21 protein-coding genes are annotated in these 26,594 nt (G+C 64.8%); 13 read left to right on the forward strand and 8 right to left on the reverse strand.

From position 1 onward, the window contains the following. Positions 1-89 precede the first annotated feature (89 nt). Positions 90-725, reverse strand: coding sequence for an HAD-IA family hydrolase (locus QX124_RS27050; protein ID WP_315798757.1), 636 nt, complete (start codon positions 723-725; stop codon positions 90-92). Between the two features lie 90 nt (positions 726-815). Here QX124_RS27050 and QX124_RS27055 point away from each other — a divergent pair, with 90 nt between their 5' ends. Both QX124_RS27055 and QX124_RS27060 read left to right on the forward strand, forming a co-directional pair. After that, positions 816-1,586 carry a S1 family peptidase gene (locus QX124_RS27055; RefSeq protein WP_409997758.1) on the forward strand — a complete coding sequence of 257 codons (771 nt, stop codon included), beginning with the start codon at positions 816-818 and terminating at the stop codon, positions 1,584-1,586. A 110-nt stretch (positions 1,587-1,696) separates the two neighbouring features. After that, entirely contained in the window at positions 1,697-3,199 is a 1,503-nt protein-coding gene (locus QX124_RS27060) for an NAD(P)/FAD-dependent oxidoreductase (protein ID WP_315778499.1), read from the forward strand. 216 nt (positions 3,200-3,415) lie between these two features. Here the strand turns inward: QX124_RS27060 and QX124_RS27065 are convergent, their stop codons facing one another. Together QX124_RS27065 and QX124_RS27070 are read right to left on the reverse strand one after the other, a co-directional pair. Further along, positions 3,416-4,333, reverse strand: coding sequence for a response regulator transcription factor (locus QX124_RS27065; RefSeq protein WP_315798759.1), 918 nt, complete (start codon positions 4,331-4,333; stop codon positions 3,416-3,418). Further along, entirely contained in the window at positions 4,323-7,697 is a 3,375-nt protein-coding gene (locus QX124_RS27070; protein ID WP_315798760.1) for an ATP-binding protein, read from the reverse strand. The genes QX124_RS27065 and QX124_RS27070 overlap by 11 nt, the downstream gene beginning before the upstream one ends. A gap of 186 nt (positions 7,698-7,883) precedes the next feature. Between QX124_RS27070 and urtA the strand changes: the two genes are divergently transcribed. From urtA to QX124_RS27105, 7 genes are all read left to right on the forward strand, one after another. Then, positions 7,884-9,146 (forward strand): urea ABC transporter substrate-binding protein, encoded by a 1,263-nt coding sequence (gene urtA, locus QX124_RS27075; RefSeq protein WP_315798761.1) that lies wholly within the window; start codon positions 7,884-7,886, stop codon positions 9,144-9,146. Between the two features lie 206 nt (positions 9,147-9,352). Continuing rightward, complete coding sequence (gene urtB, locus QX124_RS27080; protein ID WP_315740603.1) at positions 9,353-10,279, forward strand: urea ABC transporter permease subunit UrtB; 927 nt, start codon at positions 9,353-9,355, stop codon at positions 10,277-10,279. A gap of 34 nt (positions 10,280-10,313) precedes the next feature. Further along, entirely contained in the window at positions 10,314-11,453 is a 1,140-nt protein-coding gene (urtC, locus tag QX124_RS27085; RefSeq protein ID WP_315798762.1) for an urea ABC transporter permease subunit UrtC, read from the forward strand. Between the two features lie 10 nt (positions 11,454-11,463). After that, complete coding sequence (gene urtD / locus QX124_RS27090; RefSeq protein ID WP_315759547.1) at positions 11,464-12,219, forward strand: urea ABC transporter ATP-binding protein UrtD; 756 nt, start codon at positions 11,464-11,466, stop codon at positions 12,217-12,219. A gap of 200 nt (positions 12,220-12,419) precedes the next feature. Next, a complete protein-coding gene (gene urtE / locus QX124_RS27095; RefSeq protein WP_315798763.1) occupies positions 12,420-13,109 on the forward strand; it encodes an urea ABC transporter ATP-binding subunit UrtE in 690 nt (229 codons plus the stop codon). Between the two features lie 36 nt (positions 13,110-13,145). Beyond that, positions 13,146-14,375, forward strand: a complete 1,230-nt coding sequence (gene fmdA, locus QX124_RS27100; protein WP_315740599.1) for a formamidase — start codon at positions 13,146-13,148, stop codon at positions 14,373-14,375. A 96-nt stretch (positions 14,376-14,471) separates the two neighbouring features. Beyond that, positions 14,472-14,813, forward strand: coding sequence for a zinc ribbon domain-containing protein (locus tag QX124_RS27105; protein ID WP_315798764.1), 342 nt, complete (start codon positions 14,472-14,474; stop codon positions 14,811-14,813). Between the two features lie 29 nt (positions 14,814-14,842). Here QX124_RS27105 and QX124_RS27110 read toward each other — a convergent pair whose 3' ends face one another. The 4 genes from QX124_RS27110 to QX124_RS27125 form a co-directional block, all read right to left on the reverse strand. Then, positions 14,843-15,670: an MlaD family protein gene (locus QX124_RS27110; RefSeq protein WP_315798765.1), complete on the reverse strand. Its 828-nt coding sequence runs from the start codon at positions 15,668-15,670 to the stop codon at positions 14,843-14,845. A gap of 57 nt (positions 15,671-15,727) precedes the next feature. Then, positions 15,728-16,444 (reverse strand): DUF1614 domain-containing protein, encoded by a 717-nt coding sequence (locus tag QX124_RS27115; RefSeq protein WP_315774210.1) that lies wholly within the window; start codon positions 16,442-16,444, stop codon positions 15,728-15,730. Between the two features lie 114 nt (positions 16,445-16,558). Next, the gene (locus tag QX124_RS27120; RefSeq protein ID WP_315798766.1) at positions 16,559-17,128 is read right to left on the reverse strand and encodes a class GN sortase; all 570 of its coding nucleotides are present in this window, start codon (positions 17,126-17,128) and stop codon (positions 16,559-16,561) included. Between the two features lie 109 nt (positions 17,129-17,237). After that, complete coding sequence (locus QX124_RS27125) at positions 17,238-19,505, reverse strand: marine proteobacterial sortase target protein (RefSeq protein ID WP_315798767.1); 2,268 nt, start codon at positions 19,503-19,505, stop codon at positions 17,238-17,240. Between the two features lie 200 nt (positions 19,506-19,705). Between QX124_RS27125 and QX124_RS27130 the strand changes: the two genes are divergently transcribed. Next, a complete protein-coding gene (locus tag QX124_RS27130) occupies positions 19,706-20,479 on the forward strand; it encodes a helix-turn-helix transcriptional regulator (protein ID WP_315798768.1) in 774 nt (257 codons plus the stop codon). Between the two features lie 1,282 nt (positions 20,480-21,761). Here QX124_RS27130 and QX124_RS27135 read toward each other — a convergent pair. After that, the gene (locus QX124_RS27135) at positions 21,762-22,994 is read right to left on the reverse strand and encodes an ABC transporter substrate-binding protein (RefSeq protein WP_315781338.1); all 1,233 of its coding nucleotides are present in this window, start codon (positions 22,992-22,994) and stop codon (positions 21,762-21,764) included. Positions 22,995-23,263: 269 nt separating this feature from the next. On the opposite strand from QX124_RS27135, the gene QX124_RS27140 reads away from it, so the two are divergent. The 3 genes from QX124_RS27140 (at position 23,264) to QX124_RS27150 (ending at position 26,445) form a co-directional block, all read left to right on the forward strand. Then, positions 23,264-24,403, forward strand: a complete 1,140-nt coding sequence (locus QX124_RS27140; RefSeq protein WP_315798769.1) for an acyl-CoA dehydrogenase family protein — start codon at positions 23,264-23,266, stop codon at positions 24,401-24,403. 216 nt (positions 24,404-24,619) lie between these two features. Next, the gene (locus tag QX124_RS27145) at positions 24,620-25,789 is read left to right on the forward strand and encodes an acyl-CoA dehydrogenase family protein (protein WP_315798770.1); all 1,170 of its coding nucleotides are present in this window, start codon (positions 24,620-24,622) and stop codon (positions 25,787-25,789) included. Then, on the forward strand, positions 25,789-26,445 hold the full coding sequence (locus QX124_RS27150) for a glutathione S-transferase family protein (RefSeq protein ID WP_315798771.1): 657 nt from the start codon (positions 25,789-25,791) through the stop codon (positions 26,443-26,445). Before QX124_RS27145 ends, QX124_RS27150 begins: the two co-directional genes overlap by 1 nt. Positions 26,446-26,594: the final 149 nt, after the last annotated feature.

Genomic DNA, 26,594 nt, shown 5'->3' on the forward strand with positions numbered 1-26,594 from the left:
GCCGAAGCCCAAAGGGCGAAGGCGGAAGCAATCCAGAATCCCGCGAAGCCTCCGGCTCGCTTCGGCGCAAAAGCGCCGCGCAATGACGATCAGCGCAGGCGCAGTCCCGTCGCGGCTTCCAGCTCCGTAATCGCCTGCGATGCGCTCACAACCTTGATCGTCGTCATGCCCATCTCGCGCGCCGGCTTCAGGTTGACGCCGAGATCGTCGAGGTAGACGCAGTCCGCGGGGCTGACGCCGAGCGTCTCGGTCATCATCCGGTAGATCCGCGGATCGGGCTTGCGCAGGCCGATCTTGGCGGATTCGATCACGTGATCGAACAGCACCATCACCTCCGCGACGTACAACGAGCGGCCGCCCTGGCTGCCGATTGCGTTCGCTGGCAGATTGTTGGTGATGCAGCCGGTCTTGCACTCCGCCTTGATGCGGCGGAGCGCCTCGACCATGCCGGGCCGGAGATCGCCGGCGAGCAGCGGCAGCACCTCGCGCCCGCTGACCGCTGCGCCGCCGAGCGCCAGCGACTCCTCCGCAAACAGCCGGTCGAAAGTGTCGAGGTCGATCTCGGCGCGCTCGAATTTCGCCCAGGCGTTCTCGAGATGATTGGCAGCATTGGTGTTGCGGATGATGTCGACGGGATAGCCGCGCTCCTTCTCGAACCGCGCGAAGGCCTCGAACGGCGATGTCGTCATGACGCCACCGAAATCAAAGATCACCGCCTCGACCATGTCAGTCCCATCCTCGTTCGATCCCCGGATGATCGCTAGCATGGGACGCCGCACTTGGCGATATCGGTCGCAGCCGCTATTGCTGCCGCGATGAAGCCGTCTCACGCAATCATTGCAGCCGCCGTCCTGCTGGCGCCATCGCCAACCCTTGCGATCGTCGGCAACGCGCCGGCGCTGAATGATGGTGTCGGGCGCTCCGTGGTCACGATCGTCGGCTCGCGCGGCAATTTTTGCAGCGGCGCGCTGATTGCTCCGAAGCTGGTGCTGACCGCCGGACATTGCGTGCAGCCGGGGCTCGATTACCGCATCGTGGAATACGATCGTGACCGCAAGCCGGTTCTCAAGACGGTCCGACGGGTGGCGGTGCATCCGAGCTTCAGCGTGCAGGCCATCGTGGCGCATCGCGCCACCGCCGATGTCGCGCTGCTGGAATTGGAGGTGCCCGTGAAAGAGCGCGTGCCAGCGGCGCTTGGCGTGCCGCAGCCGCCGCTTGCCGCCGGCAACGCGTTCACGGTCGCAGGGATCGGTGTCGCTGTCCCAGGCGACGGAAAGAGCGGCGGCATGGTGCGCGGGGCGGCGTTGGTTGCGACGGGCAAACCGGGCACGCTGCAGATCCGGCTCGTCGATCCGGCGACGCAAGGCGTGCGGCCCGGATTGGGCGGCTGCACCGGCGACTCCGGCGGGCCTGCTTTCGAGACGCAGCCGCAAGGTCAGGTGCTGATCGGCGTCATCTCATGGTCGACCGGACCGAATCTCGGCGACGGCTGCGGCGGCATGACCGGCGTCACGCCGCTCACGCTATATCGCGACTGGGTCGCACAGACCGCGCGGCAATGGGGCATGCCGCTCAGCGGAAATTGAGATCGTTCAGGGCTGGGTTGCGGCTCGCGGTCGCGGGTTGACCATCGTCGTGATCGGGTTCAGCCTGTCGCGCGAGGAAACAACATCAAGACCAAAGCCCAGGGACTCCCATGAACGTCATCGCGCCCATCCGGGAGGCCGCGTCCTCTCACGCGACCGAACATTTCGACGTGCTCATCGTCGGAGCCGGCATTTCCGGTGTCGGCAGCGCCTATCAGTTGGCCAAGCAGATGCCTGACAAGCGCTTCGTGATCCTGGAGAGCCAGGACAGCTTCGGCGGCACCTGGCGGACGCACCGCTATCCCGGCATCCGATCCGACAGTGACCTGCATACGTTCGGCTACAGCTTCAAGCCATGGGTCGGGCCGCCGATCGCGACTGCGGAAGAAATCCTCAACTACATGGGCGACGTGATCGAGGAGAACGACCTCGGCCGCCACATTCGCTATGGCCACCGCATCCTGTCCGCGAACTGGTCGAGCGCGACCAATCTCTGGACGGTTCATGCGGTGAAGGGCAGGGATCAGCAGCCCGTCACCTTTACAACGAATTTTCTCTGGATGTGCCAGGGCTACTACCGACACTCCAAGGGCTACACGCCGGAGTGGCCGGACATGGTGAAGTTCAAGGGCCGCATCGTCCATCCGCAGCTGTGGCCCGAGGATCTCGATCTCACGGGCAAGCAGGTCGTGGTGATCGGCTCCGGTGCGACGGCCGCGACCATCCTGCCGTCGATCGCCGGCCAATGCGCGCATGTGACGATGCTGCAGCGGTCGCCGACCTACTTCCGCGTCGGCCGCAATGCGATCGAGCTGGCCGAGGAGCTGCGGAGACTGCAGGTGAAGGAGGAATGGATCCATGAGATCGTCAGGCGCAAGATCCTGTTCGAACAGGATTGGTTCACCAAGCGCTGCCTGACCGAGCCCGACCAGGTGAAGAAGGAGCTGATCGGCCAGATCAGCGCCATCCTCGGACCCGACTACACGGCCAAGCACTTCACGCCGAGCTACCGTCCGTGGCGGCAGCGCATCGCCTTCGTGCCGGATGCCGACCTGTTCGAGGGCATCAAGAGCGGCAAAGCCTCGGTTGTGACCGACGAGATCGAGCGGTTCACCGAGACAGGCATCAAGCTCAAGTCTGGCGACGAGCTGCACGCCGACATCGTCGTCACCGCGACCGGCTTCGATCTCTGCGTGCTTGGCGACATCGCGTTTACGATCGACGGCAAGCCGCTCGACTTCGCTGACACCGTGACCTATCGCGGCATGATGTTCACCGGCGTGCCGAACCTGGCCTGGGTGTTCGGCTATTTCCGCGCCAGTTGGACGTTGCGCACGGACCTTGTCGCGGATTTCGTGTGCCGCCTGCTCGCGCACATGAAAGAAAAAGGTGTGAGCAAGGTCGTGCCGGCGCTGCGCCCGGAGGATCACAACATGCCGCTGCTGCCATGGATCGACCCGGAGAACTTCAACCCCGGCTACATGATGCGCAACATGCATCTGCTGCCTAAGCGCGGCGACAAGCCGGAGTGGCAGCACAGCCAGGACTACTGGAGCGAGAAGGATCAGATCCCGGCGATCGATCTGGATGATCCGGCGTTCGTGTACGGGTGAGCTGTTAACGGCCGGTGTGCCGCTCCAAAGACGGCGTCGTCCCCGCGAAAGCGGGGATCCATAGCCACCGGCAGGTGTGCTGGGCACAACGTCAACTTTCGTCCTGCCTCAAGACACATCACGCGGTATGGGTCCCGGGTCGGCGCCCGTCGACGCTCCGCGTCGCCGAGCTTGCCCGGGACGACAGTCTTGTAGGGACGCGCGATTCGGCTCGCCTCAATTCTCCCGCCGCGCCACACCGGTCGCGATCGCCGCGGCGGCGGTGCGGTTCTCGACGCCGAGCTTGGCGTAGATCTGCTCGAGATGCTTGTCGACCGTGCGCGGACTCAGTCCCAGGATCTGCGCGATGTCGCGGTTGGTCTTGCCCTTGGACAGCCAGGACAGCACCTCGCCCTCGCGCGTGGTGAGACCAAACGCGCTGGAGAACTGCTTGGGCAGCTCACCGGAGGACTCCTTGGCGAGCCGCAGCAGGAACTCGTTGGATCCGGCTCCGCCCATGTAGTAGAGGCGCAGTTCGGGATGATCCGGGATCGAAGCGGCGGCCTTCGCACCGCCCTTGCCGTTCTGCGCCTGATCCAGCCACAGCCGCAGCGCCTCCGGCAGCACGAGGTCGTCGGCGGTGCCAAGACTGTCCGACAGCAGCTTCTGCGCCTGCGGCGTTGCCCACATCAGCCGTCCCTCACGGTTGACGGCAAGCAGGAAGCGACCGGAGACGTCGAGCGCGGCGCGCGCGCTCTGCGTCATCCGGGCGTTGGCGAGATGCACGCGGATGCGCGCCAGCATCTCCGAGACGGCGATCGGCTTGGTGACGTAGTCGACTCCGCCGGCCTCCAGTCCCTGCACGATGTGCTCGGTGTCGGCGAGCCCGGTCATGAAGATCACGGGGACGTTGGAGAGGCCTGTCTCGCGCTTGAGCTTGCGGCAGGTCTCGAAGCCGTCCATGCCGGGCATGACCGCATCGAGCAGGATGATGTCCGGCGTGATCTGGTCGATAATGCGCATGGCCGCGGCGCCATCGAGCGCAACCATGACGGTCATGCCGGCCCCATCCAGCGCGTCAGTGAGCAGCCGAAGCGTCTCCGGCGAGTCGTCGACGACCAGAGCGACGTCGCGCTTCTTGCTGTCAATGCTCATAGGCGTGCAAGGTCTTCAGAGTTGCCATGTACTGATCGAGATCGAAGCGGTCGATGAGCGTGCGCATCTGGGCGACGAAGTCGGCATGCTCGGGATGCGCGTTGCGGATCTCGTCGAGCTTGAGCTGAATGGCCCTGATGTAACCGATCTGGCCGAGGCTCATCAGCTCTTCGACATATTTGAGCGGCGGCCGGGATCCTGTGTCCGGCCGCCAGCGTGGCGGGGCCACGGGCGTGTCGGTCTGGTAGCTCCATTCGAGCTTCAGCAACTGACGTATTGCCTCCAGCAGCCTTGGGATGTCGATCGGCTTCATCAGGTAGCTGTCGTGAAAGGGTTGCGCCAACGGCCGCCCATGAGCTTCGAGCGCGCTCGCAGATGTCATCAGGATCCGGGCCTGGTGATGACCGCTGTTGCGCAAGGTCTCGGCCACTGTCCAGCCGTCCATGCCGGGCATCGAGATGTCCAGAATGAACAGATCCGGCTGGCAGTGTTGTGCGAGCGCGAGGCAGGCGGGACCGTCGGGCGCGCTCAGCAGGATGAAGCCGAGCGGCGTCAGTACTTCGCGCAGGAGGTCGCGATGCACAGGATCATCGTCAGTGATGAGGATCGTCCTGCGCGGCCCGAGATAGCCGGCCACCGGTGCCTTCACCGGCGCATGCCGCGTCGGGTTTGTCACCTCGGACAGCAGGATCTTGACCTTGAAGGTGCTGCCGGCGCCGACGCTGCTCTCGACCTTGATGTCGCCGCCCATGACACCGGCGAGCAGACGGCTGATCGTCAGGCCCAGTCCCGTGCCGGTCTGCGGCTGCGCGGCCCCGAGCGCGCCACGCTCGAACGGCGCGAAGATTCGCTCCAGATCGTCAGGCTGGATGCCGGGACCCGTGTCGACCACCTCGAACTCGGCCACCGGGCTCCGATAGTGCACGGCGAACTGGACGCTGCCTTCCCCGGTGAATTTGATGGCATTCGACAGCAGGTTGATCAGGATCTGGCGCAGCCGCTTCTCGTCGGCATAGACGACCAGCGGCAGGACCGCCGGCCGCTTGAATACGAAGTCGACGCCCTTCGCCGCGGCCTGCAATCGGAACATGCCCACGAGCTGATCCAGGAATTCGCTGAGACGGACCTCGTCGCGCGACAGATACAGCCGCCCGGCTTCGATCTTGGAGATATCGAGAATTCCGTCGATCAGGCCGGACAGATGATCGGCGCTGCGGCGGACGACGCGAACCTGGTCCCGCGGCTTCGGTGCGAGGCTCGTGTCCTGCTCGAGCAGTTGCGCATAGCCGGAGATCGCGTTCAGCGGCGAGCGCAGCTCATGGCTGAGGCCGACCACATAGCGGCTCTTGGCGAGATTGGCTGATTCCGCAACTTCCTTGGCGCGCTGCAACTCTGCATCGGTGCGCTTGTGCGCCTCGATCTCCTGAATCAACAGCTGGGTCTGCCGCCGCGTCTCGTCTTCGGCCGCACGGCGGCTCTGCTGGGCCAGCACGAACAGCCACGTCACGACACCGATGATGATGGAGAGGGCGAAGAACACCTTCCACAGCACATCGGAGATGATGCCCTTGAAGCCCGGCAGCGCCGCCGACGTCTCCAGATAGATCATGCCGAGCGTCAGCGCGACGAGCCCGGCCGATGTCAGAAATACACCGACATAATGACCGAGCTGCGAGTTGAACTTGGCCAGCAACGACTCTGGCAGCATGCCGCTGAGCGCCGCTGCGACCTGAGCATGGGCCCGCGCGTGCGGCTTGCACAGATCGTGGCAGCGCGCATCGAGCGAGCAGCACAGCGAGCAGATCGGACCGGCATAGGCCGGGCAGGAGGCGGTATCCTCCGGTTCGAAGTGATGCTCACAGATGCAGCATTGGATCTGCTCGATGTTCTGCCAGCTCCGCTTCGGCTTGCGTGCCAGATAGTATTTGCCGTCGGTCAGATAGGCGATCGCAGGCGCGGTGACGAGCGCGACGCCGAGCGCGACGAAGGTCGATAGCGCCTTTCCGGTCGGCCCGAACAGGCCATAGAAGGCGCTGATCGAGACGATCGTCGCGATCGTCATCGCGCCGACCCCGACCGGGTTGATGTCGTAGAGATGGGCGCGCTTGAACTCCATCTGCGGCGGGCGCAGGCCCAGCGGCTTGTTGATCACGAGGTCGGCCACCAGCGCGCCCACCCAGGAGATCGCGATGTTGGAGTACAGCGCCAGCGTCTGCTCCAGCGCCTTGTAGACGCCGATCTCCATCAGCAGCAGCGCGACGACGACGTTGAACACGAGCCAAACCACGCGGCCGGGGTGGCTGTGCGTCAGGCGCGAGAAGAAGTTCGACCAGGCGATCGAGCCGGCATAGGCGTTGGTGACGTTGATCTTGATCTGGGAGACGATCACGAAGGTGCCGGTCAACGCAAGCGCCAAGTCCGGCCGGGCCAGTACATAACGGAACGCCTCCAGATACATGTGTGCCGGTTCGGCGGCGTGCTCGGCCGAGACGCCGTGGCTCAGCGCGAAGAAGGCGAGGAACGAGCCTGCCAGCAGCTTCAGTGCCCCGAGCACGATCCAGCCGGGGCCAGCCGACAACAGCGCGATCCACCACGACCGTTTGGACGTGCGGCGGTCACGCGGCAGGAAGCGCAGGAAGTCGACCTGCTCGCCGATTTGGGCGACCAGCGAGAACACGACCGCCGCGGCGGTCCCGAACAGCGCCAGATCGAGATGGCCCATGGGATCGCCGTGCTCGCCGGGAAACTGCTGCCATTCGACGAAGGAGTGCGGGCTGGCATAGGCGATCGCGGCAAAGGGGAGGATGTGCAGCACGACCCACAGGGGCTGTGTCCACAGCTGGAAGCGGCTGATCAGCGTGATGCCGTAGGTGACGAGCGGGATGATGACAACGGCGCTGATGAGATAGCCGATCGGCCGGGGAATGCCGAAGCACATCTCCAGCGCCGAAGCCAGGATGACCGCCTCGATGGCGAAGAAGATGAAGGTGAACGACGCGTAGATCAGCGAGGTGATGGTCGAGCCGATATAGCCGAAGCCGGCGCCGCGGGTCAGCAGGTCGATGTCGATGCCGCATTTGGCCGCATGGTAGGCAATCGGCAGGCCGCAGCAGAAGATGATCACACTGGCGACCAGGATCGCGGCGGTCGCGTTGGTGACGCCATAGTTCAAGGTGATGGTGCCGCCGATCGCCTCAAGTGCGAGGAACGAGATCGCGCCCAGCGCCGTGTTGGCGACGCGGGCGGCGGACCAGCGCCGCGCGCTCTTGGCCGTAAAGCGGAGTGCATAGTCCTCCAACGTCTGGTTGGCGACCCACTGGTTGTATTGGCGCCTGACGCGGTCGATCCGCTGCCGCCCTGCCACTCTCGAACTCCTCACGCGAAGCGGATCGCCCGCACGCTTTGTCCTGCCGCTCGCAAGACCTACGCAGAGCCTACGTCGCGCTTTTGCGGTGCAGTATACGCAATCTTGCGTATCCGTGCGTTGCACAAAGCGCGCCATCCTTCGTCCGACCCAACGCGTGTCCTCGAACCAATGAATGGGGTGCTCATGTCAGACGAAACCAAAAAGGGCCTGAAGTCGCCACTTCGGCGCCAATTGCTGATGGGAATGGCCGCGATCCCGGCGCTCGCCATGATGCCGCGGCCGTCCTTCGGCGCAGGCCCTGCAACCTCTGCAGTCAACACCACCGGCCTTGCAGTCACGGATAGCGAAGTCACCGTCGGCATTCTGCATTCGGTCACGGGCACGATGGCGATCTCGGAGACCGGCTCGGTGCAAGCCGAGAAGCTCGCCATCGAGCAGATCAATGCCGCCGGCGGCGTGCTCGGCCGCAAAATCAAGTATATCCAGGAGGACGGCGCTTCCGACTGGCCGACCTTCGCCGAGAAGGCCAAGAAGCTGCTGGTCAACGACAAATGCGCCGCCGTCATGGGCTGCTGGACCTCGGCCTCGCGCAAAGCGGTGCTGCCGGTGTTCGAGCAGTACAACGGCATGCTGTATTACCCGACCTTCTACGAAGGCCTCGAGCAGTCGAAGAACGTCATCTACACCGGCCAGGAGGCCACGCAGCAGATCATCGCCGGCCTCGACTGGGTCAACAAGACCAAGGGCGCGAAGACCTTCTACCTGCTCGGCTCCGACTACATCTGGCCACGCACCTCGAACAAGATCGCGCGCAAGCACATCGAGGGCCATCTGCAGGGCGCCAAGGTCGTCGGCGAGGAATATTTCCCGCTCGGCCACACCCAGTTCAACTCGGTGATCAACAAGATCAAGCTGACCAAGCCGGACGTGATCTACGCGATCATCGTCGGCGGCTCCAACGTCGCGTTCTACAAGCAGCTCAAGGCAGCCGGCATCGACATGTCGAAGCAGACGCTGCTCACCATCTCCGTGACCGAGGACGAGATCGACGGGATCGGCGGTGAGAACATCGCTGGCGCCTATGCCTGCATGAAGTACTTCCAGTCGCTCGACAATCCGAACAACAAGGCCTTCGTTTCCGAATTCAAGAAGATGTGGGGCGAGAAGACCGTGATCGGCGACGTCACCCAGGCTGCCTATCTCGGCCCGTGGCTGTGGAAGCTGACGGTCGAGAAGGCCGGCAGCTTCGACATCGACAAGGTCGCGGCGGCCTCGCCCGGCATCGAGTTCAAGGGCGCGCCGGAAGGCTATGTTCGGATCCACGAGAACCACCATCTCTGGTCCAAGACCCGCGTCGGCCGCGCCAAGGCGGACGGTCAGTACGAGCTGATCTACGAGACCGCCGACTTGGTCGAGCCCGATCCGTTCCCGAAGGGCTATCAGTAAGCCTGCGTCTCTGGCGCGCCGTTGACGGTGCGCTCCCTCCCCCCTTGTGGGGGAGGGTTGGGGAGGGGGGTACCCCACCCACAGCTCGGCGCGGAGGCCCCCCTCCCTAGCCCTCCCCCAGAAGGGGGGAGGGAACGATCTTGGCCGCGGACACGCTGTGCCGCACGCCGATCCATTTCCTGCAGGGCATCACGAGAGGACGGATCATGTTCGGTGACTATTCCATCGGCGACCTCGGGGCCATCTTCGCGATGCAGGGCTTCGCGGGCCTCATCCTGTTTTCGGTCTACGTGCTGATGGCGCTGGGGCTCGCCATCATCTTCGGCCAGATGGGCGTCATCAACATGGCGCATGGTGAGTTCATGATCCTCGGCGCTTACGTCACCTGGATGACGTCGAACGCCTTCCAGCATTTCCTCCCCTCGCTGTTTCCCGGCTACTTCTTCGTCGCGATGATATTCGCCTTCATCGCCTCCGGATCGCTCGGCATGCTGGTCGAATGGGCGATGATACGCCGACTCTACAAGCGGCCGCTCGATACGCTGCTCGCCACCTGGGGCCTCAGCCTCATCCTGCAGCAGGCCTACCGCTCGGTGTTTGGTGCGCGCGAGGTCGGCGTCGAGCTCCCCGAGTGGATGATGGGCTCCTGGCAGGCGACCGACGCCATCCAGATCCCGATCAACGGCATGTTCGTGATGTGCCTGACCATCCTGATCACGCTCGTGGTGGCCTACGTCCTGTTTCTGTCGCGCTGGGGCAAGCAGGTTCGCGCCGTGGTGCAGAACCGCGTGATGGCCGGCGCCGTCGGCATCAACACCGAGAAGGTCGACCGCTACACCTTCGGCCTCGGCTGCGGCATTGCCGGCGTCGCGGGCTCGGCCTTCACCATGATCGGCTCGACGGGTCCGACGGCCGGACAGCTCTACATCGTCGACACCTTCCTGGTCGTCGTGTTCGGCGGCGCCGCCAGCCTGATCGGCACCATCGCCTCCGCCTTCACCATCTCCCAGGCGCAGTCGACCATGGAGTTCTTCATGTCCGGCTCGATGGCCAAGGTGCTCACGCTGCTTGCGATCGTCGCCATCCTGATGATGCGGCCGCAGGGCCTGTTCGCCCTCAAGGTCCGCAAGTGAGCCAGCTCCGACAGCCCAACAAGAAAGCACGGTCATGATCATCAACTCGCGCTTTTTCAACCGATCAGAACTCATCGGCTTCGTCTCGCTGCTGCTCCTGCTCGTCGTCATCCTGCCCTTGGCGCTCGATGTGTTCCGCCTCAACCTGGTCGCGAAATATCTGACCTACGCCTTCGTCGCGATCGGCCTGGTGCTGTGCTGGGGCTATGGCGGCATCCTGAGCCTCGGCCAGGGTGTGTTCTTCGGCCTTGGTGGCTACTGCATGGCGATGTTCCTCAAGCTGGAAGCCTCCAGCGTCGCCAACACCAAGATCCAGTCGACGCCGGGCATTCCCGACTTCATGGATTGGAATCAGCTGACGCAGTTGCCGTTGTTCTGGAAGCCGTTCCAGAGCTTTTCGTTCGCGATCGCCGCGATCATCCTGGTGCCGGCGATCTTCGCCTTCATCATCGGCGCCGCGATGTTCAAGCGGCGCGTCGGCGGCGTCTATTTCGCGATCATCACCCAGGCCATCGCGGCCATCCTGACCATTCTGATCGTGGGACAGCAGGGTTATACCGGCGGCATCAATGGCATCACCGATCTGCGCACCCTGCACGGCTGGGACATCCGCACCGATCACGCCAAACTCATCCTCTACTTCGTCGAAGTGTTCCTGCTGTTCGTCGCCATCCTGGTGGCGCAGTTCATCCGCCTGACCAAGCTCGGCCGCATTCTGGTGGCGATGCGTGAGCAGGAGGATCGGGTCCGCTTCTCCGGCTACAGCGTCGCCAACTTCAAGATCTTTGCCTTCTGCGCTGCCGCGGTGTTCGCCGCGGTCGGCGGTGCCCTGTTCACATTGGAAGTCGGATTCATGTCGCCGTCGTTCGTCGGCATCGTGCCGTCGATCGAAATGGTGATCTACACCGCGGTCGGCGGCCGGCTGTCGATCTTCGGTGCGGTCTACGGCTCGCTCCTCGTCAACTTTGCCAAGACCAGTCTGTCGGAAACCTTCCCGCAGCTCTGGCTGTTCGGCCTCGGTGCGCTCTTCATCGCGGTGGTTCTTGCCTTCCCGAACGGGCTCGCCGGGATCTGGGGCGATCACGTGCAGCCGCGCATCGATCGCCTGCTGGCGTCCCGCACCAAGAAATCCGGCAATGGCGGGCTCGTCGCCAACGGCGCCCCTGCAGAGTGAGGAGACAGCGATGCTCATCGGTCATCAGCCCAAGGACTTCCTGCTCGCGGTCGAAGCGCTCACGGTCTCCTTCGACGGCTTCAAGGCGGTCAACGATCTCTCCTTCTATGTCGAGGAGAACGAGATCCGCGTGATCATCGGCCCGAACGGCGCAGGCAAGACCACGGTGCTCGACCTGATCTGCGGAAAGACCAAGGCGACCTCGGGCTCGATCCAGTTCCGCGGCAAGGAGCTGACGAAGCTGCGCGAGAACGAGATCGTCAAGGCAGGTGTCGGCCGCAAGTTCCAGACGCCGTCGGTGTTCGAGGATCTCAGCGTGTTCGAGAATCTCGAGATCTCGTTTCCGCGCGGCCGCACCGTGTTCGGCTCGCTGACCTTCCAGCGCGACGCGGTCGTCAAGGACCGCGTCGAGGAGGTCGCCGAGATGATCTTCCTCAAGGACCGTCTCAAGACCTCGGCCGCCGAGCTCAGCCACGGCCAGAAGCAGTGGCTCGAGATCGGCATGCTGCTGATCCAGAACCCGGACCTGCTGATGCTCGACGAGCCCGTGGCCGGCATGAGCGTCAGCGAGCGCGCCAAGACCGCCGAGTTGCTCAACCGCATCATCAAGGACCGCTCGGTGCTGGTCATCGAGCACGACATGAAGTTCGTCGAGGACATCGCCCACAAGGTCACGGTGCTGCACCAGGGGCAGATCCTCTCCGAAGGCACGATGGAGCGGGTCAAGAACGATCCCAAGGTCGTCGAAGTCTATCTGGGGCACTGAGCGATGATCGCGATCCTGTTCGCTCCGAATGACGCCGCGTTCCCCTCCCCCTTGTGGGGAGGGGTTAAGGGAGGGGGCCCACGGCGGCAGTCTCGCTTGGGGCCACCCCCCTCCCCAACCCTCCCCCACAAGGGGGGAGGGAGCGCTCTGCCGATGTTGCTGCAGCCTCATCCAAGTTCATCACTTTGCAGGAGCCATTGATGCTCGCAATCTCCGATCTCCATGTCGCCTACGGCCAGAGCGAGGTGCTGCATGGCCTGAACGTGAAGGTCGCGCCCAACGAGATCGTTGCGATCATGGGGCGCAACGGCATGGGCAAGACCACGCTGATGAAGTCGCTGATGGGTATCCTGCCGGCCAAGAGCGGTTCGATCGCGATGGACGGCGCCGAGCTCGCAAGCCTGAAGAGCTATGAGCGTGTCGCCAAGGGCCTCGCCTACGTGCCGCAGGGCCGCATGATCTTCTCCACCATGACGGTCAAGGAGAACATCGAGACCGGCCTCGTGGTCTCCGGCGAGTCCGAGGTGCCCGCCGACATCTACGAGCTGTTTCCGGTGCTGCTGGAGATGAAGGGCCGCCGCGGCGGCAATCTCTCCGGCGGCCAGCAGCAGCAGCTCGCGATTGCCCGTGCGCTCGCGACCAAGCCCAAGGTGCTGCTGCTCGACGAGCCGACCGAGGGCATCCAGCCGTCGATCATCAAGGAGATGGCGCGCACCCTGAAACGCATCCGCGACGAGAAGGGGCTGTCGATCGTCGTCTCCGAGCAGGTGCTGAGCTTCGCGCTCGACATCGCCGACCGCGTGCTGGTGATCGAGAACGGCGAGATCGTCCGCGACGATCCGCGCGATCAGGTCGATGCCGCGCAGGTCTCGAAATATCTGTCCGTCTAACCACTCCGTCCAAGCAAGCAACAAGGGGAGCTTCTGATGCCAGACACATTGATCAAGGTCGATCTGACCAAATCGGCCTATGAGAACGACAAGGTGCACAACCGCTGGCACCCTGACATTCCGATGGTGGAGTGGGTCAATCCGGGTGACGACTTCATCATCGAGACCTATGACTGGACCGGCGGCTTCATCAAGAACAACGACTCCGCCGATGACGTGCGCGACATCGACCTGTCGATCGTGCATTTCCTGTCCGGCCCGATCGGCGTCAAGGGCGCCGAGCCGGGCGACCTCCTGGTCGTCGACCTGCTCGACGTCGGTCCGTTGAAGGAGAGCCTGTGGGGCTTCAACGGCTTCTTCTCCAAGCAGAACGGCGGCGGCTTCCTGACCGATCACTTCCCGCTGGCGCAGAAGTCGATCTGGGACATCAAGGGCCTCTACACCTCGTCGCGTCACGTGCCGGGCGTGAACTTCGCCGGCCTGATCCATCCCGGCCTGATCGGCTGTCTGCCCGATCCGAAGCTGCTCGCGACCTGGAACGAGCGCGAGACCGCGCTGATCGCCACCAACCCGACCCGCGTGCCCGGTCTCGCCAACCCGCCGTTCGCGCCGACCGCGCATGCCGGACAGGCCAAGGGCGACGCCAAGGCCAAGATCGGTGCCGAGGGCGCCCGCACCGTGCCGCCGCGCGAGCATGGCGGCAATTGCGACATCAAGGACCTGTCGCGCGGCTCGAAGATCTACTTCCCGGTCTACGTGCCCGGCGGCGGCCTCTCGATGGGCGATTTGCACTTCAGCCAGGGCGACGGCGAGATCACCTTCTGCGGCGCCATCGAGATGGCCGGCTGGCTGCACATCAAGGTCGACGTCATCAAGGACGGCGTGGCGAAATACGGCATCAAGAACCCGATCTTCAAGCCGTCGCCGATCACGCCGAACTATCGCGATTACCTCATCTTCGAGGGCATCTCGGTCGACGAGGCCGGCAAGCAGCACTATCTCGACGTCCACATCGCCTATCGCCAGGCCTGCCTCAACGCCATCGAGTACCTGAAGAAGTTCGGCTACTCCGGTGCCCAGGCCTACTCGATCCTCGGCACCGCGCCGGTGCAGGGCCACATCTCGGGCGTGGTCGACGTGCCCAATGCCTGCGCCACGCTGTGGCTGCCGACCGAGATCTTCGACTTCGACGTGATGCCGTCGTCGGCGGGGCCGATCAAGCACATCACGGGCGACATCCAGATGCCGATCTCGCCGGACAAATAGCGGTCTCCCTGCGCGATGGGTGCGGGACGGCAGCGTATCCGCCGCCCCGCATCCGCCGCGTGAGATGGAGATGATTGTTGCGCAGGAGACGAGACGATGCCGGTCTATGAATATCTCTGTGATACATGCGGACCATTCACCGACATGCGCCCGATGGCTGAATGTGATGAGCCGCAGGTCTGTCCGCAATGCCAGGACATGGCGCCGCGCGTGATCCTTACCGCACCCGCCTTCGCCTGCATGCCGGCGGAGCGGCGCACGGCGCATGCCACCAACGAGCGCAGCCGCCACGCGCCGCAGACGGTCGCGGAATACAAGGCGAAGCACGGGCCGGGCTGCGGCTGCTGCTCGCCGAAGAAGCAGCCGCGGTTGATGACCAAGACCAGGAGCGGCGCCAAGGGCTTTCCGACGGCGCGGCCGTGGATGATCAGCCATTGAGCGCGAGGGGCGGCGCGATCCGCCGTCCCTCAGCGTGACGCCGGCACGCGGCGCGGTCCCGGCCCAGCCGCCGGCTGGCCGCCGAACTTGACGGTCATCGCATTGGCGCCGTCGCTGATGTCGAGCAGCGTCTTGCGGCTCTCGTCGATGACCTTGGCCGATTTGCGCTTGAAGCTGTCGACGAGCTCGCGCATCGACTTGATCTGATCGAACAGCTGTCCGGGATTGCCGTCCGCGAAGCCGGGAATGGCGCCGTCGATCCTGGTCACGAGCGTGTCGAAGCCCTTGAACACGTCCTCGGCCTTGTCGATCGCGGCGTCGATCGCTGCCGTCTTCTCCTGCAGCGAGGCGGTCTCGGATTCGAAGGTCTGCAGCGCCTCCTTGATGGCCGGTGCATTGCTGACGATGAATTTGTCGACGTTGTGCACCGTCTCGACCATCGTCTCCTGGTCCTTGAGGTCGGCCGTCAGTACCGGCACCCCGTCGCGATCGAACGGCACCGGCGGCGCCGTCGGCGCGCCGCCGACCAGCGAGATCGCGGCGATGCCGGTCAGGCCCTGAAATTCGATGCCGGCCGTGGTGTCCTTGCGGATCGGTGCGGAATTGTCGAGCGTGATCATGGCAACGATCTTGCGCGGGCTTTCGAGGTTGATCGAGAGGATCTGCCCCGCCTGCACGCCGTCGAAATTCACCGGGCCGCCCTTGCGCAGGCCCGCCGCCGAGCCGCCGTCGAACACGACGCGCATGACGCTGCGCTGCTGGGCGATCCGCGCCTTCTGCTTGATCAGGACGCCGCTGATCCCGGCCGCAACGGCCGCGATCGTCAGGGTTCCGACGATGAGATTGATCGCGCGCATTCCGTGTCCGTCGCTGCCTCTGCTCGATTTTAGCCGTTAAGTCTTCCGGTTGGAAGCTCAGCGCGCGAGCCCGGGCCGGGACGGGGCGGCGAGGCCCGCGAGCAGCACCGCAAGAATCCCGGTCAGGAAGATACCGTCGAAGGTTCCGGCGCCGCCGATCGAGGCCACGGGCGCGCCGAGGCTGCCGATCTTGTCGAGGTTCATCAGGTCGGCGCCGACCAGCGTCCCCATCGAGCCGCCGATATAGGCCAGCGGCGCGGCATATTCGCGCGACAGCAGGAACGCCAGGATCGCGGTCACGACGACCGGCGCGAACACCGGCACGGCGATGCCGACGCCCTGCACCGGCGTTGCCATCGCGTGGATGATCACGGCGATCACCAGCACCGCGATCGCCGCGCGCAGCCAGAGCTGGTAGCGCAGCACGAGATAGGTCGACATGATCGTCGGGATCACGGCGCCGCCGACATTTACGGCGAGGAGGGTGCCGGGCCATTGATGCACCAGCGGCACGACATACTGCATGCCGAAAAAGTCGATGATCTCGCCGGAGCGCGCGACCTGCCCGGGCAGCATGGTGATCGGAATGTTGAAATAGCTGCCGATCAGCGATCCGAACAGCAGCAGCATCGCGGTGCCCGAGCTGACGCCGAGCTTCATGTAGGCGTAGCGCAGGATGCCGAGCTGGATCAGGACGATCAGGACGCCGAACGCCAGCACCAGGATCGCGAAGAAGGCCGGCGTGATCGGCAGATATTGAACCTGGGAATGCATGTCGAAAGCGCTTGAGATGTGGACCGGGCTGTCGCCGACGGAGCATCCCACGCGGGCGACACGGTGACAAATGGGCATTCGTCGCCGGGTTCCCAAGCCCAGCGATGCGCGCGTTCATCTGTCCGCCGCGATCAGCGTGGCATGCAGCGCGTAGCGTTCCGGTCCCTCGGTCAGAGCGTCGAATGGCCAGCAGGTCGACAGCACCAGCTCCGGGCCGTCGCTCGCCGGATCGATGCCGGAGGCATCGAAGCGGACGACTTTGGCCGCATCGGCGCGGTAGCGGAAGGCCTTGCCGTCGCGCCTGATTACGTCGATCTCGTCGCCGATCCTGATGTCGCGCAGGAAGCGGAAATGCGTGTCGCGGTGCGCGGAGTACACCGCGATGCCCGGCTGGCCCGGCTCGGCGCTGCCTTCGACATGGCCGGCGCCGAAGGCGAGCGCCTGGCCGCTGGAGCCGGCCAGCGCGATGGTGGAGACGCCGAGGCGCTTCACCTCGATCCGCGCCACCGGGACCGTGTCGGCCCAGGACCACGGCTTGACCGGATGTCCCGTCGCGATGGTCCTAGTGAAGGCGCGGTCGAGCAGTACTTGTGCGACGATCGCCTTGGCGTGGATGAGAGCGCCGTGACCGAACAGGGCGAGGCCGGCCAGGCCAATCGCGAGCGGGATGAGGACACGAGGCATGAACTCTCCTTTCGTCATTGCGAGGAGCGAAGCGACGAAGCAATCCAGAGTCGCGCACCCGGCCCTGGATTGCTTCGTCACCTTCGGCTCCTCGCAATGACGCCGTTAGTTAGTTGGCAGGCCGCCGCCGAAGGGCAGCGAGCCAGATCAGTTCGAGCATCAGGATCCCCAGCCCGAGCAGCATGCTGAGCTCGGCATCGGTTGCCGTCTTCGGCAGCGTGATCGTGGCAGGCGCCGCCGGCACCACAGGTCGCTTCAGCGCGGCGAGCTGAACGTCGCCGTCGGCTTCGGCGCGGCGGTCCTTCCGCATCGCCGGCATCCCACCGCGCTCGCCGAACACCTTCTCATAGTCCCAGCCCGCCGGCAGGTTGATCGGCAGCTCGGCGAGCCTCAGCGGCTCGCCATCGGTCCGCCGCGGCGTCTTGTCGACGGCGACGAGGCTGGTCAGGCGCGTCACCAGCTGATGCTCCAGCGCGAGCTTCAGAATCGCGCCGTCGGCTTCCTCTGATGTCATCTGCCGCATCGTCTGTGCCACCTCGGCATCGCCGATCTTGCGCCGGGCCCACAGCTTGGAGAGGCCCTTGCCTTCGGCGGCGCCTGACAGCGGCAGCGTGATGGTCCAGGGCTGGTCGCCGATGCGGCCCTTGAGCTGCAGCGATCCAGCGAGACGGTCGATCTTCGCGGCGAGCACCAGCGGCTCGTCGCGATACACGTCCGGCAGCACCGCGGGCGTGAGATCCGCTGAGGCTTCCGAAAACGTCGCGGCCAGAGCGGTCACGACAGGGTTCTCCAGCTTGGCGAACAGGCCGCGCATGCGCTCCTCGACCTGCTCGACCGCGCCGATATGCGTGAAGGCGCCGCGGCCGAGCTCGGCGGCGCGCGTCATCAGATAGGTGTTCGGTGCCGAGCCGATACCGACCATGAAGATGCGCGAGCGGCCGCGCATTGCGGTGATGGTCTCGAATAGCTGCTGCTCGTTGCCGATGGCGCCGTCGGTGAGGAATACCACCTGCCGCACGCGCGCGCTGTCGCTGCCGTCGTCGGTCAGCGCCGCGCGCATCGCAGGGACCATCTCGGTGCCGCCGCGCGCATCCAGCGAACTAACGAAGCTGGTGGCGCTGCCGACATGCTCGGCATCGGCCGGCACCGAGGCGGGGAAGAGCACCGTCATGGTGTCGTCGAAACGGATCACGTTGAAGCGATCGCCCGGCTGTAGCCGGCCCAGCGCGTAGAGCAGGCTGGCCTTGGCCTGGCGGATCGAGGTGCCGCCCATCGATCCGGAATTGTCGATCACGAAGATGACGTCGCGCGGCTGCGGGCGCTGCGCTGACGCCGTCACCGCAGGAGGCGTGACGAAGGCGAGCAGATAGTCGGCGTCGCCGACCTGCTCGTGGAACAGCCCGACCGACGGCATCGCCACCGCCGCCGGCTTCCAGGTCAGCTCGAAATCGCGGTCGGCCGGCACCACGCCCTCGGCCAGGGTCACGACACGCGTCCTCGCATCGGGGCTGTCGATGGTCACCTGGTGATGGTGGCTCTTGACCTCGCCGAGCGCGAAGCCGGCCTGCAGCCGCACCGTGATCTTGGTCGGGTTGACCGGATCACTCTTGGCGGGGTCGAGCACCTCCGGGGAGATGCGGTTGCGGTCCGGTACCGGATCGTTCGCAGCGGCGCCCCAGCCGTTGCCGCCCGGGCGCAAATCGACGCTCTGCACGATCGGCGCCGGATTGTAGCGCGGCGCCACGACCAGCGGCACCCGCAGCGAGAATTCGCCGGCCGCCTGTGCCACCGGCTGCTGATATTCGATCTGCACCAGCACGGTCTCGCCGGGGCCGATGTTGGCGAGCGAGTTGGTGAAGATGTTCGGCCGCTCCTGCTCGGTCAGCGCCGCGGTCTTGCCGTCGCGCTTGGCCTGCTCGTAGATCACCTTGGCCTGTTCGCGCGGCTTGATGTCGCCGACCACGACGCGGTCGCCGACGATCATCTTCAGCGTGTCCACCGCGCTGTCGGGCGGCAGCGGATAGACATAGAGCGCCTCCATCCATTGCGAGCTCGTGTTCTTGAACAGCTGCGTCACGCGCGCCCGCGCAGTCGGGCCTGAAACGACGATGTCGACGTCGATGCCGAGCCGCGGCGCCTCGGCATAGCTGCCGTCGGATTTGAACAGCAGCGCGCCGGAGCGGGCATCGCCCGGCCTGGTCAGCGGCGCCAGCGGCCCTTCGGCGGACCAGCCAGGGGTGACGCTGAGAAACAGCGCCGTGAAGCCGACCAGCAGCACGGCGGCGGCCTGCAGCAGCAGGAATAGCAGCATGGTCACGATCCACGACCGGACCGGATGGGTGCTGCTTCTGATATCGTGGTCGATCGTCTCGCTCATCATTGGCTCCGCAACGAACAATTTCGGCATGCCGACACTGAGCGCAGCGCGCCGGCGCCGCGAGCGGAATGGTCGGTCTTGTTTGGCCGCGGCCCGCCCGCGTCTGTCCGGTGGTGGTCGAGAGCGCGGCTGATCTGTCCGGGTTTGTGCCGATTTGTCCGTCTGCTAGAAGAGGTGGGCGTCACGCGGCAGGGGACAGGATGTCGAACCCGGACAACAGCGAGCTTTCCGACGAGCAGAGCCGGCAGGTCGCGGAGACGATCCGCGAGGAGATCGCGCGGCGCCGGATGTCGCGGCAGGCCCTCGCCGAGCAGGCCAGGCTGAGCCTGTCGACCCTCGAGAAGGCGCTCGGCGGCCGCCGCCCGTTCACGCTGGCGACCATCGTCCGGCTGGAGCAGGCGCTCGGCATGTCCCTGCGCAAGGCGCCGAGCGCGCCTCTCGCCGCGCCTGCCACGAGCGGCGGCATCGCGCCGGACAGTCTCGGCTCCTATTCGCGGCGGGCGGTGGAATGGATCGAGGGCACCTACGTCACCTTGCGGCCGTCATTCGGCGACAAGGACGCGATCTACGCCTACCGCACCGACATCGCCTGGGACGATGCGGCGTCGTCGCTGGTGTTTCGCGAGGGCGCGCGGCTCGATGCGGCGTTCACGCAATTCGGCGAGGTCGCCGTGCCCAACCAGTCCGGCTTCGTCTACCTCGTCACCAACCGCCACGGTCAGCACCGCCTGATCACCGTGTCACGGCCGACCATCACCGGCGAGATGTACGGCATCATCACGACGCTCTTGGCGGGCCGCGGCTCGCTGCTGACGCCGATCGCGGCGCCCATCGCGCTGCTTCCGCTGCGCAATGTGGTGGAGCCGAGCTTCGGCAGACTCGGCACGGATGATCGACACTATGGGGTGTACCGCGAGCATCTGCGCAAGACGGTCGAGGAGCCGTTCGCACTGTTCGTGCAAGGCGTGCCGTGAGTTGTTAGGTGTAGGGTGGGCAAAGGCGCGCCCCGGTGCGTGTTGCATGCTGCGCTCCACCGCGCGCCGTGCCCACCATTCGCTCCGAATGCGCCGACGGACGGTGGGCACGCAACCGCCCTGCGGGCGTCCGCTTTGCCCACCCTACGGCAGCTGACTCCGTCGCCGCGTTCGCTAGGACGGTGCGTGTGGGAGACGCGGTGCTCCTACAAATACGCTGTCGTCCCGGCGAACGCCGGGACCCATACCCCCAGGGAGGGGTTTGAGGCTGGCTGGTCATTGGCATTTTGCCCAACACAACCGCCGCGGAGTATGGGTCCCGGCGTTCGCCGGGACGACAGCGGTGGGTGGGCGGATTCACGGCTCAAACAGCAGAAGGCCTAAACAGCAGAACGGATCGAACAGCAGACGACGGACATGTCGACGCATTCCCGCGGCACATCATGCCCGAGGTCTGCGATCAGTTCGTCCCTCCTCAAATGCAGAGGGCGCAGGGAATGCCGGGTGAAGGCCTCACCCATGGCCCGCCTGCTCAAAAAATGCAGGCGGCAGGTACCACAGGCAAAGCCGATTCAACCGGCATTCCCTGCGCGACGGTCTTCACGCTTATACGCAGTCTCCCTGGTGCGCCGGGCTTGTTGGCCACCATTCGCGACAATGCTTGCGCATTGCGCGGGACACCAGCATCGGGGTGTCAGGACGCTGCGACTTCACGTCCGCAAGCGATCGTTCGTCCGCATCCTCGTTGAGGAGAATGCTGCGATCTCTCGCGGCCATCGCATCCCCACCTCGCGTGTCGTGACGATCGCGCGCAACGCCCCTCTGCGGTGAGGCGGGATGCAGGGATACAATCATGAATTCCGAAAAATCGCAAGTAAATTATTTTTATCAGAATCCGGAGGCAAGCCGAACATCGGTTTTCTTCGTGAAGAGCAGGCTCTTGCCGCGATGTCGGTCAGCTCCCCTCCCCCTTGCGGGGAGGGGGTGGGGGTCCAACGAGTCGTGCTCGATGTGATGAGGGAGGATCTCTGAGAGACGCGAGCACGGCTTCGCGGCAGGGGCGAGGGGGGCTGAGGTCCAGAGCGCCTGATATATCGAGCGACGACGTCGATAGGCGCGGGGGCCTTCATGCGGGTCGGTGCGCGTGGACCCCCACCCCCAACCCCTCCCCGCAAGGGGGGGGAGCACACTGCCGTCGTTGCGAGAGCGAGGCCAATGCCAAGCCCGTGTGCTCAGACCAGCGAAACGGGTTGGCTGAAGCACACGGGACGATCTTGTCCGCCTATCCCCCCACGTCCGCGCTGATGATGTCGCCGAACAGGTCCCATTTGCCGCCCTTGAACTGCATCATCTTGAGCTGCTCGATCGGGGCGAAATCATTGGGGCCGGTATTGACCTTGATGCCGGGGATCAGGGTGTCGGGCGCAAAATCCTTCAGGCTGGCCGCCTGCTTCATGACGTTGTCGCGGGTGAGAGTGTCGCCGCACTGCTTCAGGGTCTGCACCATGGTCTGGGCCGCGGCATAGCCATAGGCGAGGTTGGCGTCGGAGATGTTGGCGCCCGGCATGTACTTGTCGATGAAGGCCATGAACTTCTTCATGCCCTCGTCGTCCTTCCACTGCGGGTCCGACGGATCCTTGAGATAGCCGGCGGACAGCACGCCTTCGGACGCATCGAGGCCGGCGGGCTTCATCACCGCGCCGATCGAGATCGAGACGTCGGTCATGACATGCATCGGCTTCCATTCCAGCTCGGCGATCTTCTTGATCGCCTGGGCTGCGAATTTCGGCGTGGAGATGTTGACGAACACGTCAGCGCCGGTTCCCTTCAGCTTGACGATATGGGAATCGATCGAGGGCTCGGTGGTCTCGTAGCTCTCCTCGGCGACGATCATGGTCTTGGCCTTGTCGCCGAGCACCTCCTTGATGCCGAGGACGTAGTCCTTGCCGAAATCGTCATTGGCATAAAAGATCGCGATCTTCGCGTTCGGCTTCTCCTTGAGGATGTACTTGGCGAAGATCCGCGCCTCGACGCGGTAGCTCGGCTGGAAGCCCATGGTCCAGGGGAATTCCTTCGGGTCGTTCCATTTGCTGGCGCCGGTGGCCAGGAACAGCTGCGGCACCTTCTTGGCATTGTGATATTTCTGCACGGCGGTCTGGGTCGGCGTGCCCAGCGCATTGAACACCAGGAACACCTCGTCGCTCTCGATCAGCTTGCGCACCTGCTCGACCGTCTTCGGCGGGCTGTAGCCGTCGTCATAGGAGATGAAGTTGATCCGGCGGCCGTTGATGCCGCCCTGATCGTTGATCATCTTGAAATAGGCTTCCTCGGTCTTGCCGATGATGCCGTAGGCCGAGGCCGGGCCGCTATACGCCTCGACGTTGCCGATCCTGATTTCGGTGTCGGTGGCGCCGGTGTCGTATTTCTTCTGCGCAAGCGCGCTCTGGCTCGCCAGTACGGAAAAGGCGGCTGCGGCCGCGAATGAGAGCAGAGTCCTGGTCGTCATCGGCAACATCCCTGGGCTTCCTCGGTTGAATTTCCGTGATTGTCGTTTTTGCTCTTGGCCTGCGGCGATGGTGACCATGGGAGGCCGCTCACCGCAATCGAGTGGGCAGATGTGTGCAATGCACTGTCTTGCGTCCAGGCGCTGGCCTTGGGAACCTGGCGGGGGCCGATCGGGCGCGCCGCAGGTGATTTTGCCGGCCAGCCACTCCACGCAAGTTGATACGGGCGTTTCCGGCGCATCTTCTCCCGCGCACGAAGCAGGATCCTCCCGGCGCCGCCATGACCAAGAGCCCGTTCTACACGGCCGAGCACGAGGCCTTCCGCGACGTCATCAGGCGCTTCGTCGACAAGGAGATCGCGCCGTTCGCGAGCACGTGGGACGAGGCCGGAGAATTTCCGCGCGCGCTTTATCTGAAGGCGGCGGAGATCGGCCTGCTTGGACTCGGCTTCCCGGAGGAATTCGGCGGCGTGCCGGCCGACCAGTTCATGAAGATCGTGTCGTCGCAGGAATTGGCGCGTGCGGGTGCCGGCGGCATCAGCGCCAGCGTGATGAGCCACACGATCGGCGCGCCGCCGATCGCGCGCGCCGCGCAGCCGCAGGTGAGGGCGCGCGTGCTGCCGGAGATTCTGGCGGGGCGCAAGATCTCGGCGCTGGCGATCACCGAGCCAAGCGGCGGCTCCGACGTTGCCAATCTCAGGACCAAGGCGGTCCGCGACGGCGATCACTACGTCGTCAGCGGCGAGAAGACGTTCATCACCTCCGGGATGCGCGCTGACTACATCACTGTCGCCGTGCGCACCGGCGGACCGGGGCCGGCGGGCGTCAGCCTGCTGCTGGTTCCCGGTGACACACCGGGGCTGACGCGCACCAAGCTCGACAAGATGGGCTGGTGGGCGTCGGACACTGCGACCCTGCATTTCGACGGCTGCCGCGTCCCCGTCGAGAACCTGATCGGCGAGGAGGGGCAGGGCTTCAAGCTGATCATGCACAATTTCAACAGCGAGCGGATGGGCATGGCGGCGAGCTGCACGGCCTACGCCCGTGTCTGCCTCGACGATGCGATTGCCTACGCCAAGGAGCGCCAGACCTTTGGCAAGCCGCTCGCGCAGCACCAGGTCATCCGCCACAAGCTGGTCGACATGGCGCAGCGCGTGGCGGCATCGCAGGCGATGCTGGAAATGCTGGCGTGGCGGCTCGAACAGGGCGACAATCCGGTCGCCGAGATCTGCATGATGAAGAACCAGGCGACGCAGACGATGGCCTACTGCGCTTCCGAAGCGGTGCAGATCTTCGGCGGCGCCGGCTTCATGCGCGGCATCCGGGTCGAGCGGATCTATCGCGAGGTGAAGGTCAACGCGATCGGCGGCGGCACCGAGGAGATCATGAAGGATCTGGCCAGCCGGCAGATGGGATTGTGACGCGTGCCTTCTCAGCGCACGTCATTCCGGGGCAGCCCGCAGGGCTGAACCCGGAATCTCGAGGTTGTTGGAACGAACGCAAAGCAATCTCTGGATTCCGGGTTCAAGTCCTGCGGCCTTGCCCCGGAATGACGAGCGTGACTCAGTCAAATGAGGCCATATCGAGATTCCCGGTTCGGTCGCTGCGCGCCCGCCCGGAATGACAGGGAATGAAACATGCTCTTCACCGCCGACCATGACGAACCGCGCCGCATCCTGCAGAAGTTCATCGCCGCCGAGATCAATCCTCACGTCGACGAATGGGAGGAAGCCGGCATCTTTCCGGCGCATGAGCTGTTCAAGAAGCTCGGTGACCTCGGCTTTCTCGGCCTCAACAAGCCGGTCGAGTTCGGCGGCCAGGGGCTGGACTATTCCTACGCGCTGATGATGGCGGAGGAGCTCGGCGCCATCAATTGCGGCGCCATCCCGATGGCGATCGGCGTGCAGACCGACATGGCGACGCCGGCGCTGGCGCGGTTCGGCTCCGACGAGGTGCGCAAGGAGTTTCTGGCGCCCGCGATCTCAGGCGACTATGTCGCCTGCATCGGCGTCTCCGAGCCCGGCGCGGGCTCCGACGTCGCCTCGATCAAGACCCAGGCGCGCGGCGATGGCGACGACTACGTCATCAATGGCGGCAAGATGTGGATCACCAACGGCACCCAGGCCGACTTCATCTGCCTGCTCGCCAACACCAGCGACGGACCTGTCCATCGCAACAAGTCGCTGATCTGCGTGCCGATGAAGAGCAAGGGCGTGCAGGTCGCGCGCAAGCTCGACAAGATGGGCATGCGCTCGTCGGACACGGCGCAGATCTTCTTCGACAACGTTCGCGTCCCCAAGCGTAACCGCATCGGCGAGGAGGGCCATGGCTTTACCTATCAGATGATGCAGTTCCAGGAGGAGCGGCTGTGGGCCGGCGCGGCCTGCCTGAAGGCGCATGAAGCGATCATCAATGCGACCATCGAGTACACCCGCAACCGCAAGGCGTTCGGTCGCTCGATCCTCGACAACCAGGTCGTCCACTTCAAGCTCGCGGAAATGCAGACCGAGGTCGAGCTGCTGCGCGCGCTGACCTACCAGGCCGCGGAGGCGCTGATCGCCGGCGAGGACGTGACACGGCTCGCGACCATGGTGAAGCTCAAGACCGGCCGGTTGGGGCGCGAGCTCACCGACGCCTGCCTGCAATATTGGGGCGGCATGGGCTTCATGAACGAGACCCCGGTCAGCCGCGCCTATCGCGATTCGCGCCTGAGCTCGATCGGCGGCGGCGCCGACGAGGTCATGTTGACCATCCTGTGCAAGATGATGGGGACCTTGCCAGGCAGCGGCAAAGCGGGGAACGCCTGATGATCACGCTGTATCATTGCGACGGCGCCCGCTCGTTTCGCCCGTTGTGGATGCTGGAAGAGCTCGGTCTCGCTTACGAGTTGAAGATGCTGCCGTTCCCGCCGCGGGTGCTGGCGAAGGAGTATCTGGCGATCAATCCGCTCGGCACGATCCCGTTTCTGATCGACGGCGAGACGAAGATGACGGAGTCCTCGGGCATCTGCCATTACCTCGGCGTCAAGCACGGTCCCACGCCGCTGATGGTCGGGCCTGAGGAAAAGGACTACGGCGCGTTCCTGAACTGGATGTATTTTTCCGACGCGACGCTGACATTCCCGCAGACGCTGGTATTGCGATACACTCAGCTCGAGCCGGAGGAGCGGCGCTCGCCGCAGGTCGCCACCGACTATGCCAAGTGGTTCCTGGGACGGCTGCGCGCCGTGGAGGCAGCGACGGCGAATGCCGAGTTCTTGTGCGCGGGTCGTTTCACCGCGGCCGACATCGTGATCGGCTATGCATTGCGTCTCGCAGACACGCTTGGGCTCGCCAAGGATTTTGGGCCGAATGTGGCTGCCTATTGGGTGCGATTGCAGCAGCGCGAGGGCTATCAGCGGGCACGCGCCGCCGAGCAGCGTGCGGGCGTGGAGCAGGGCATCGAGCCGCGGGTCAGGCCGTAGCTTTGGGGACGTCATTCCGGGGCGATGCTTGAGCATCGAACCCGGAATCACGATCATCTCGAATCGGTGAATTAACCGCGACAAAAATCGGCAGTCGTCGCCGATGACAGGGGCGCGAATTGCGCTATGGTTCTCCTCCAAAGAAGCGG

Source organism: Bradyrhizobium sp. SZCCHNRI3043 (assembly GCF_032377735.1).
Lineage (GTDB): Bacteria > Pseudomonadota > Alphaproteobacteria > Rhizobiales > Xanthobacteraceae > Bradyrhizobium.

Bases quoted from the DNA above. Each gene is read 5' to 3' on its own strand.
- QX124_RS27050 (WP_315798757.1), bottom strand. From the start codon at position 725: ATGGTCGAGGCGGTGATCTTTGATTTCGGTGGCGTCATGACGACATCG.
- QX124_RS27055 (WP_409997758.1), top strand. From the start codon at position 816: ATGAAGCCGTCTCACGCAATCATTGCAGCCGCCGTCCTGCTGGCGCCA.
- QX124_RS27060 (WP_315778499.1), top strand. From the start codon at position 1,697: ATGAACGTCATCGCGCCCATCCGGGAGGCCGCGTCCTCTCACGCGACC.
- QX124_RS27065 (WP_315798759.1), bottom strand. From the start codon at position 4,333: ATGAGCATTGACAGCAAGAAGCGCGACGTCGCTCTGGTCGTCGACGAC.
- urtA (WP_315798761.1), top strand. From the start codon at position 7,884: ATGTCAGACGAAACCAAAAAGGGCCTGAAGTCGCCACTTCGGCGCCAA.
- urtB (WP_315740603.1), top strand. From the start codon at position 9,353: ATGTTCGGTGACTATTCCATCGGCGACCTCGGGGCCATCTTCGCGATG.
- urtC (WP_315798762.1), top strand. From the start codon at position 10,314: ATGATCATCAACTCGCGCTTTTTCAACCGATCAGAACTCATCGGCTTC.
- urtD (WP_315759547.1), top strand. From the start codon at position 11,464: ATGCTCATCGGTCATCAGCCCAAGGACTTCCTGCTCGCGGTCGAAGCG.
- urtE (WP_315798763.1), top strand. From the start codon at position 12,420: ATGCTCGCAATCTCCGATCTCCATGTCGCCTACGGCCAGAGCGAGGTG.
- fmdA (WP_315740599.1), top strand. From the start codon at position 13,146: ATGCCAGACACATTGATCAAGGTCGATCTGACCAAATCGGCCTATGAG.
- QX124_RS27105 (WP_315798764.1), top strand. From the start codon at position 14,472: ATGCCGGTCTATGAATATCTCTGTGATACATGCGGACCATTCACCGAC.
- QX124_RS27110 (WP_315798765.1), bottom strand. From the start codon at position 15,670: ATGCGCGCGATCAATCTCATCGTCGGAACCCTGACGATCGCGGCCGTT.
- QX124_RS27115 (WP_315774210.1), bottom strand. From the start codon at position 16,444: ATGCATTCCCAGGTTCAATATCTGCCGATCACGCCGGCCTTCTTCGCG.
- QX124_RS27120 (WP_315798766.1), bottom strand. From the start codon at position 17,128: ATGCCTCGTGTCCTCATCCCGCTCGCGATTGGCCTGGCCGGCCTCGCC.
- QX124_RS27125 (WP_315798767.1), bottom strand. From the start codon at position 19,505: ATGAGCGAGACGATCGACCACGATATCAGAAGCAGCACCCATCCGGTC.
- QX124_RS27130 (WP_315798768.1), top strand. From the start codon at position 19,706: ATGTCGAACCCGGACAACAGCGAGCTTTCCGACGAGCAGAGCCGGCAG.
- QX124_RS27135 (WP_315781338.1), bottom strand. From the start codon at position 22,994: ATGTTGCCGATGACGACCAGGACTCTGCTCTCATTCGCGGCCGCAGCC.
- QX124_RS27140 (WP_315798769.1), top strand. From the start codon at position 23,264: ATGACCAAGAGCCCGTTCTACACGGCCGAGCACGAGGCCTTCCGCGAC.
- QX124_RS27145 (WP_315798770.1), top strand. From the start codon at position 24,620: ATGCTCTTCACCGCCGACCATGACGAACCGCGCCGCATCCTGCAGAAG.
- QX124_RS27150 (WP_315798771.1), top strand. From the start codon at position 25,789: ATGATCACGCTGTATCATTGCGACGGCGCCCGCTCGTTTCGCCCGTTG.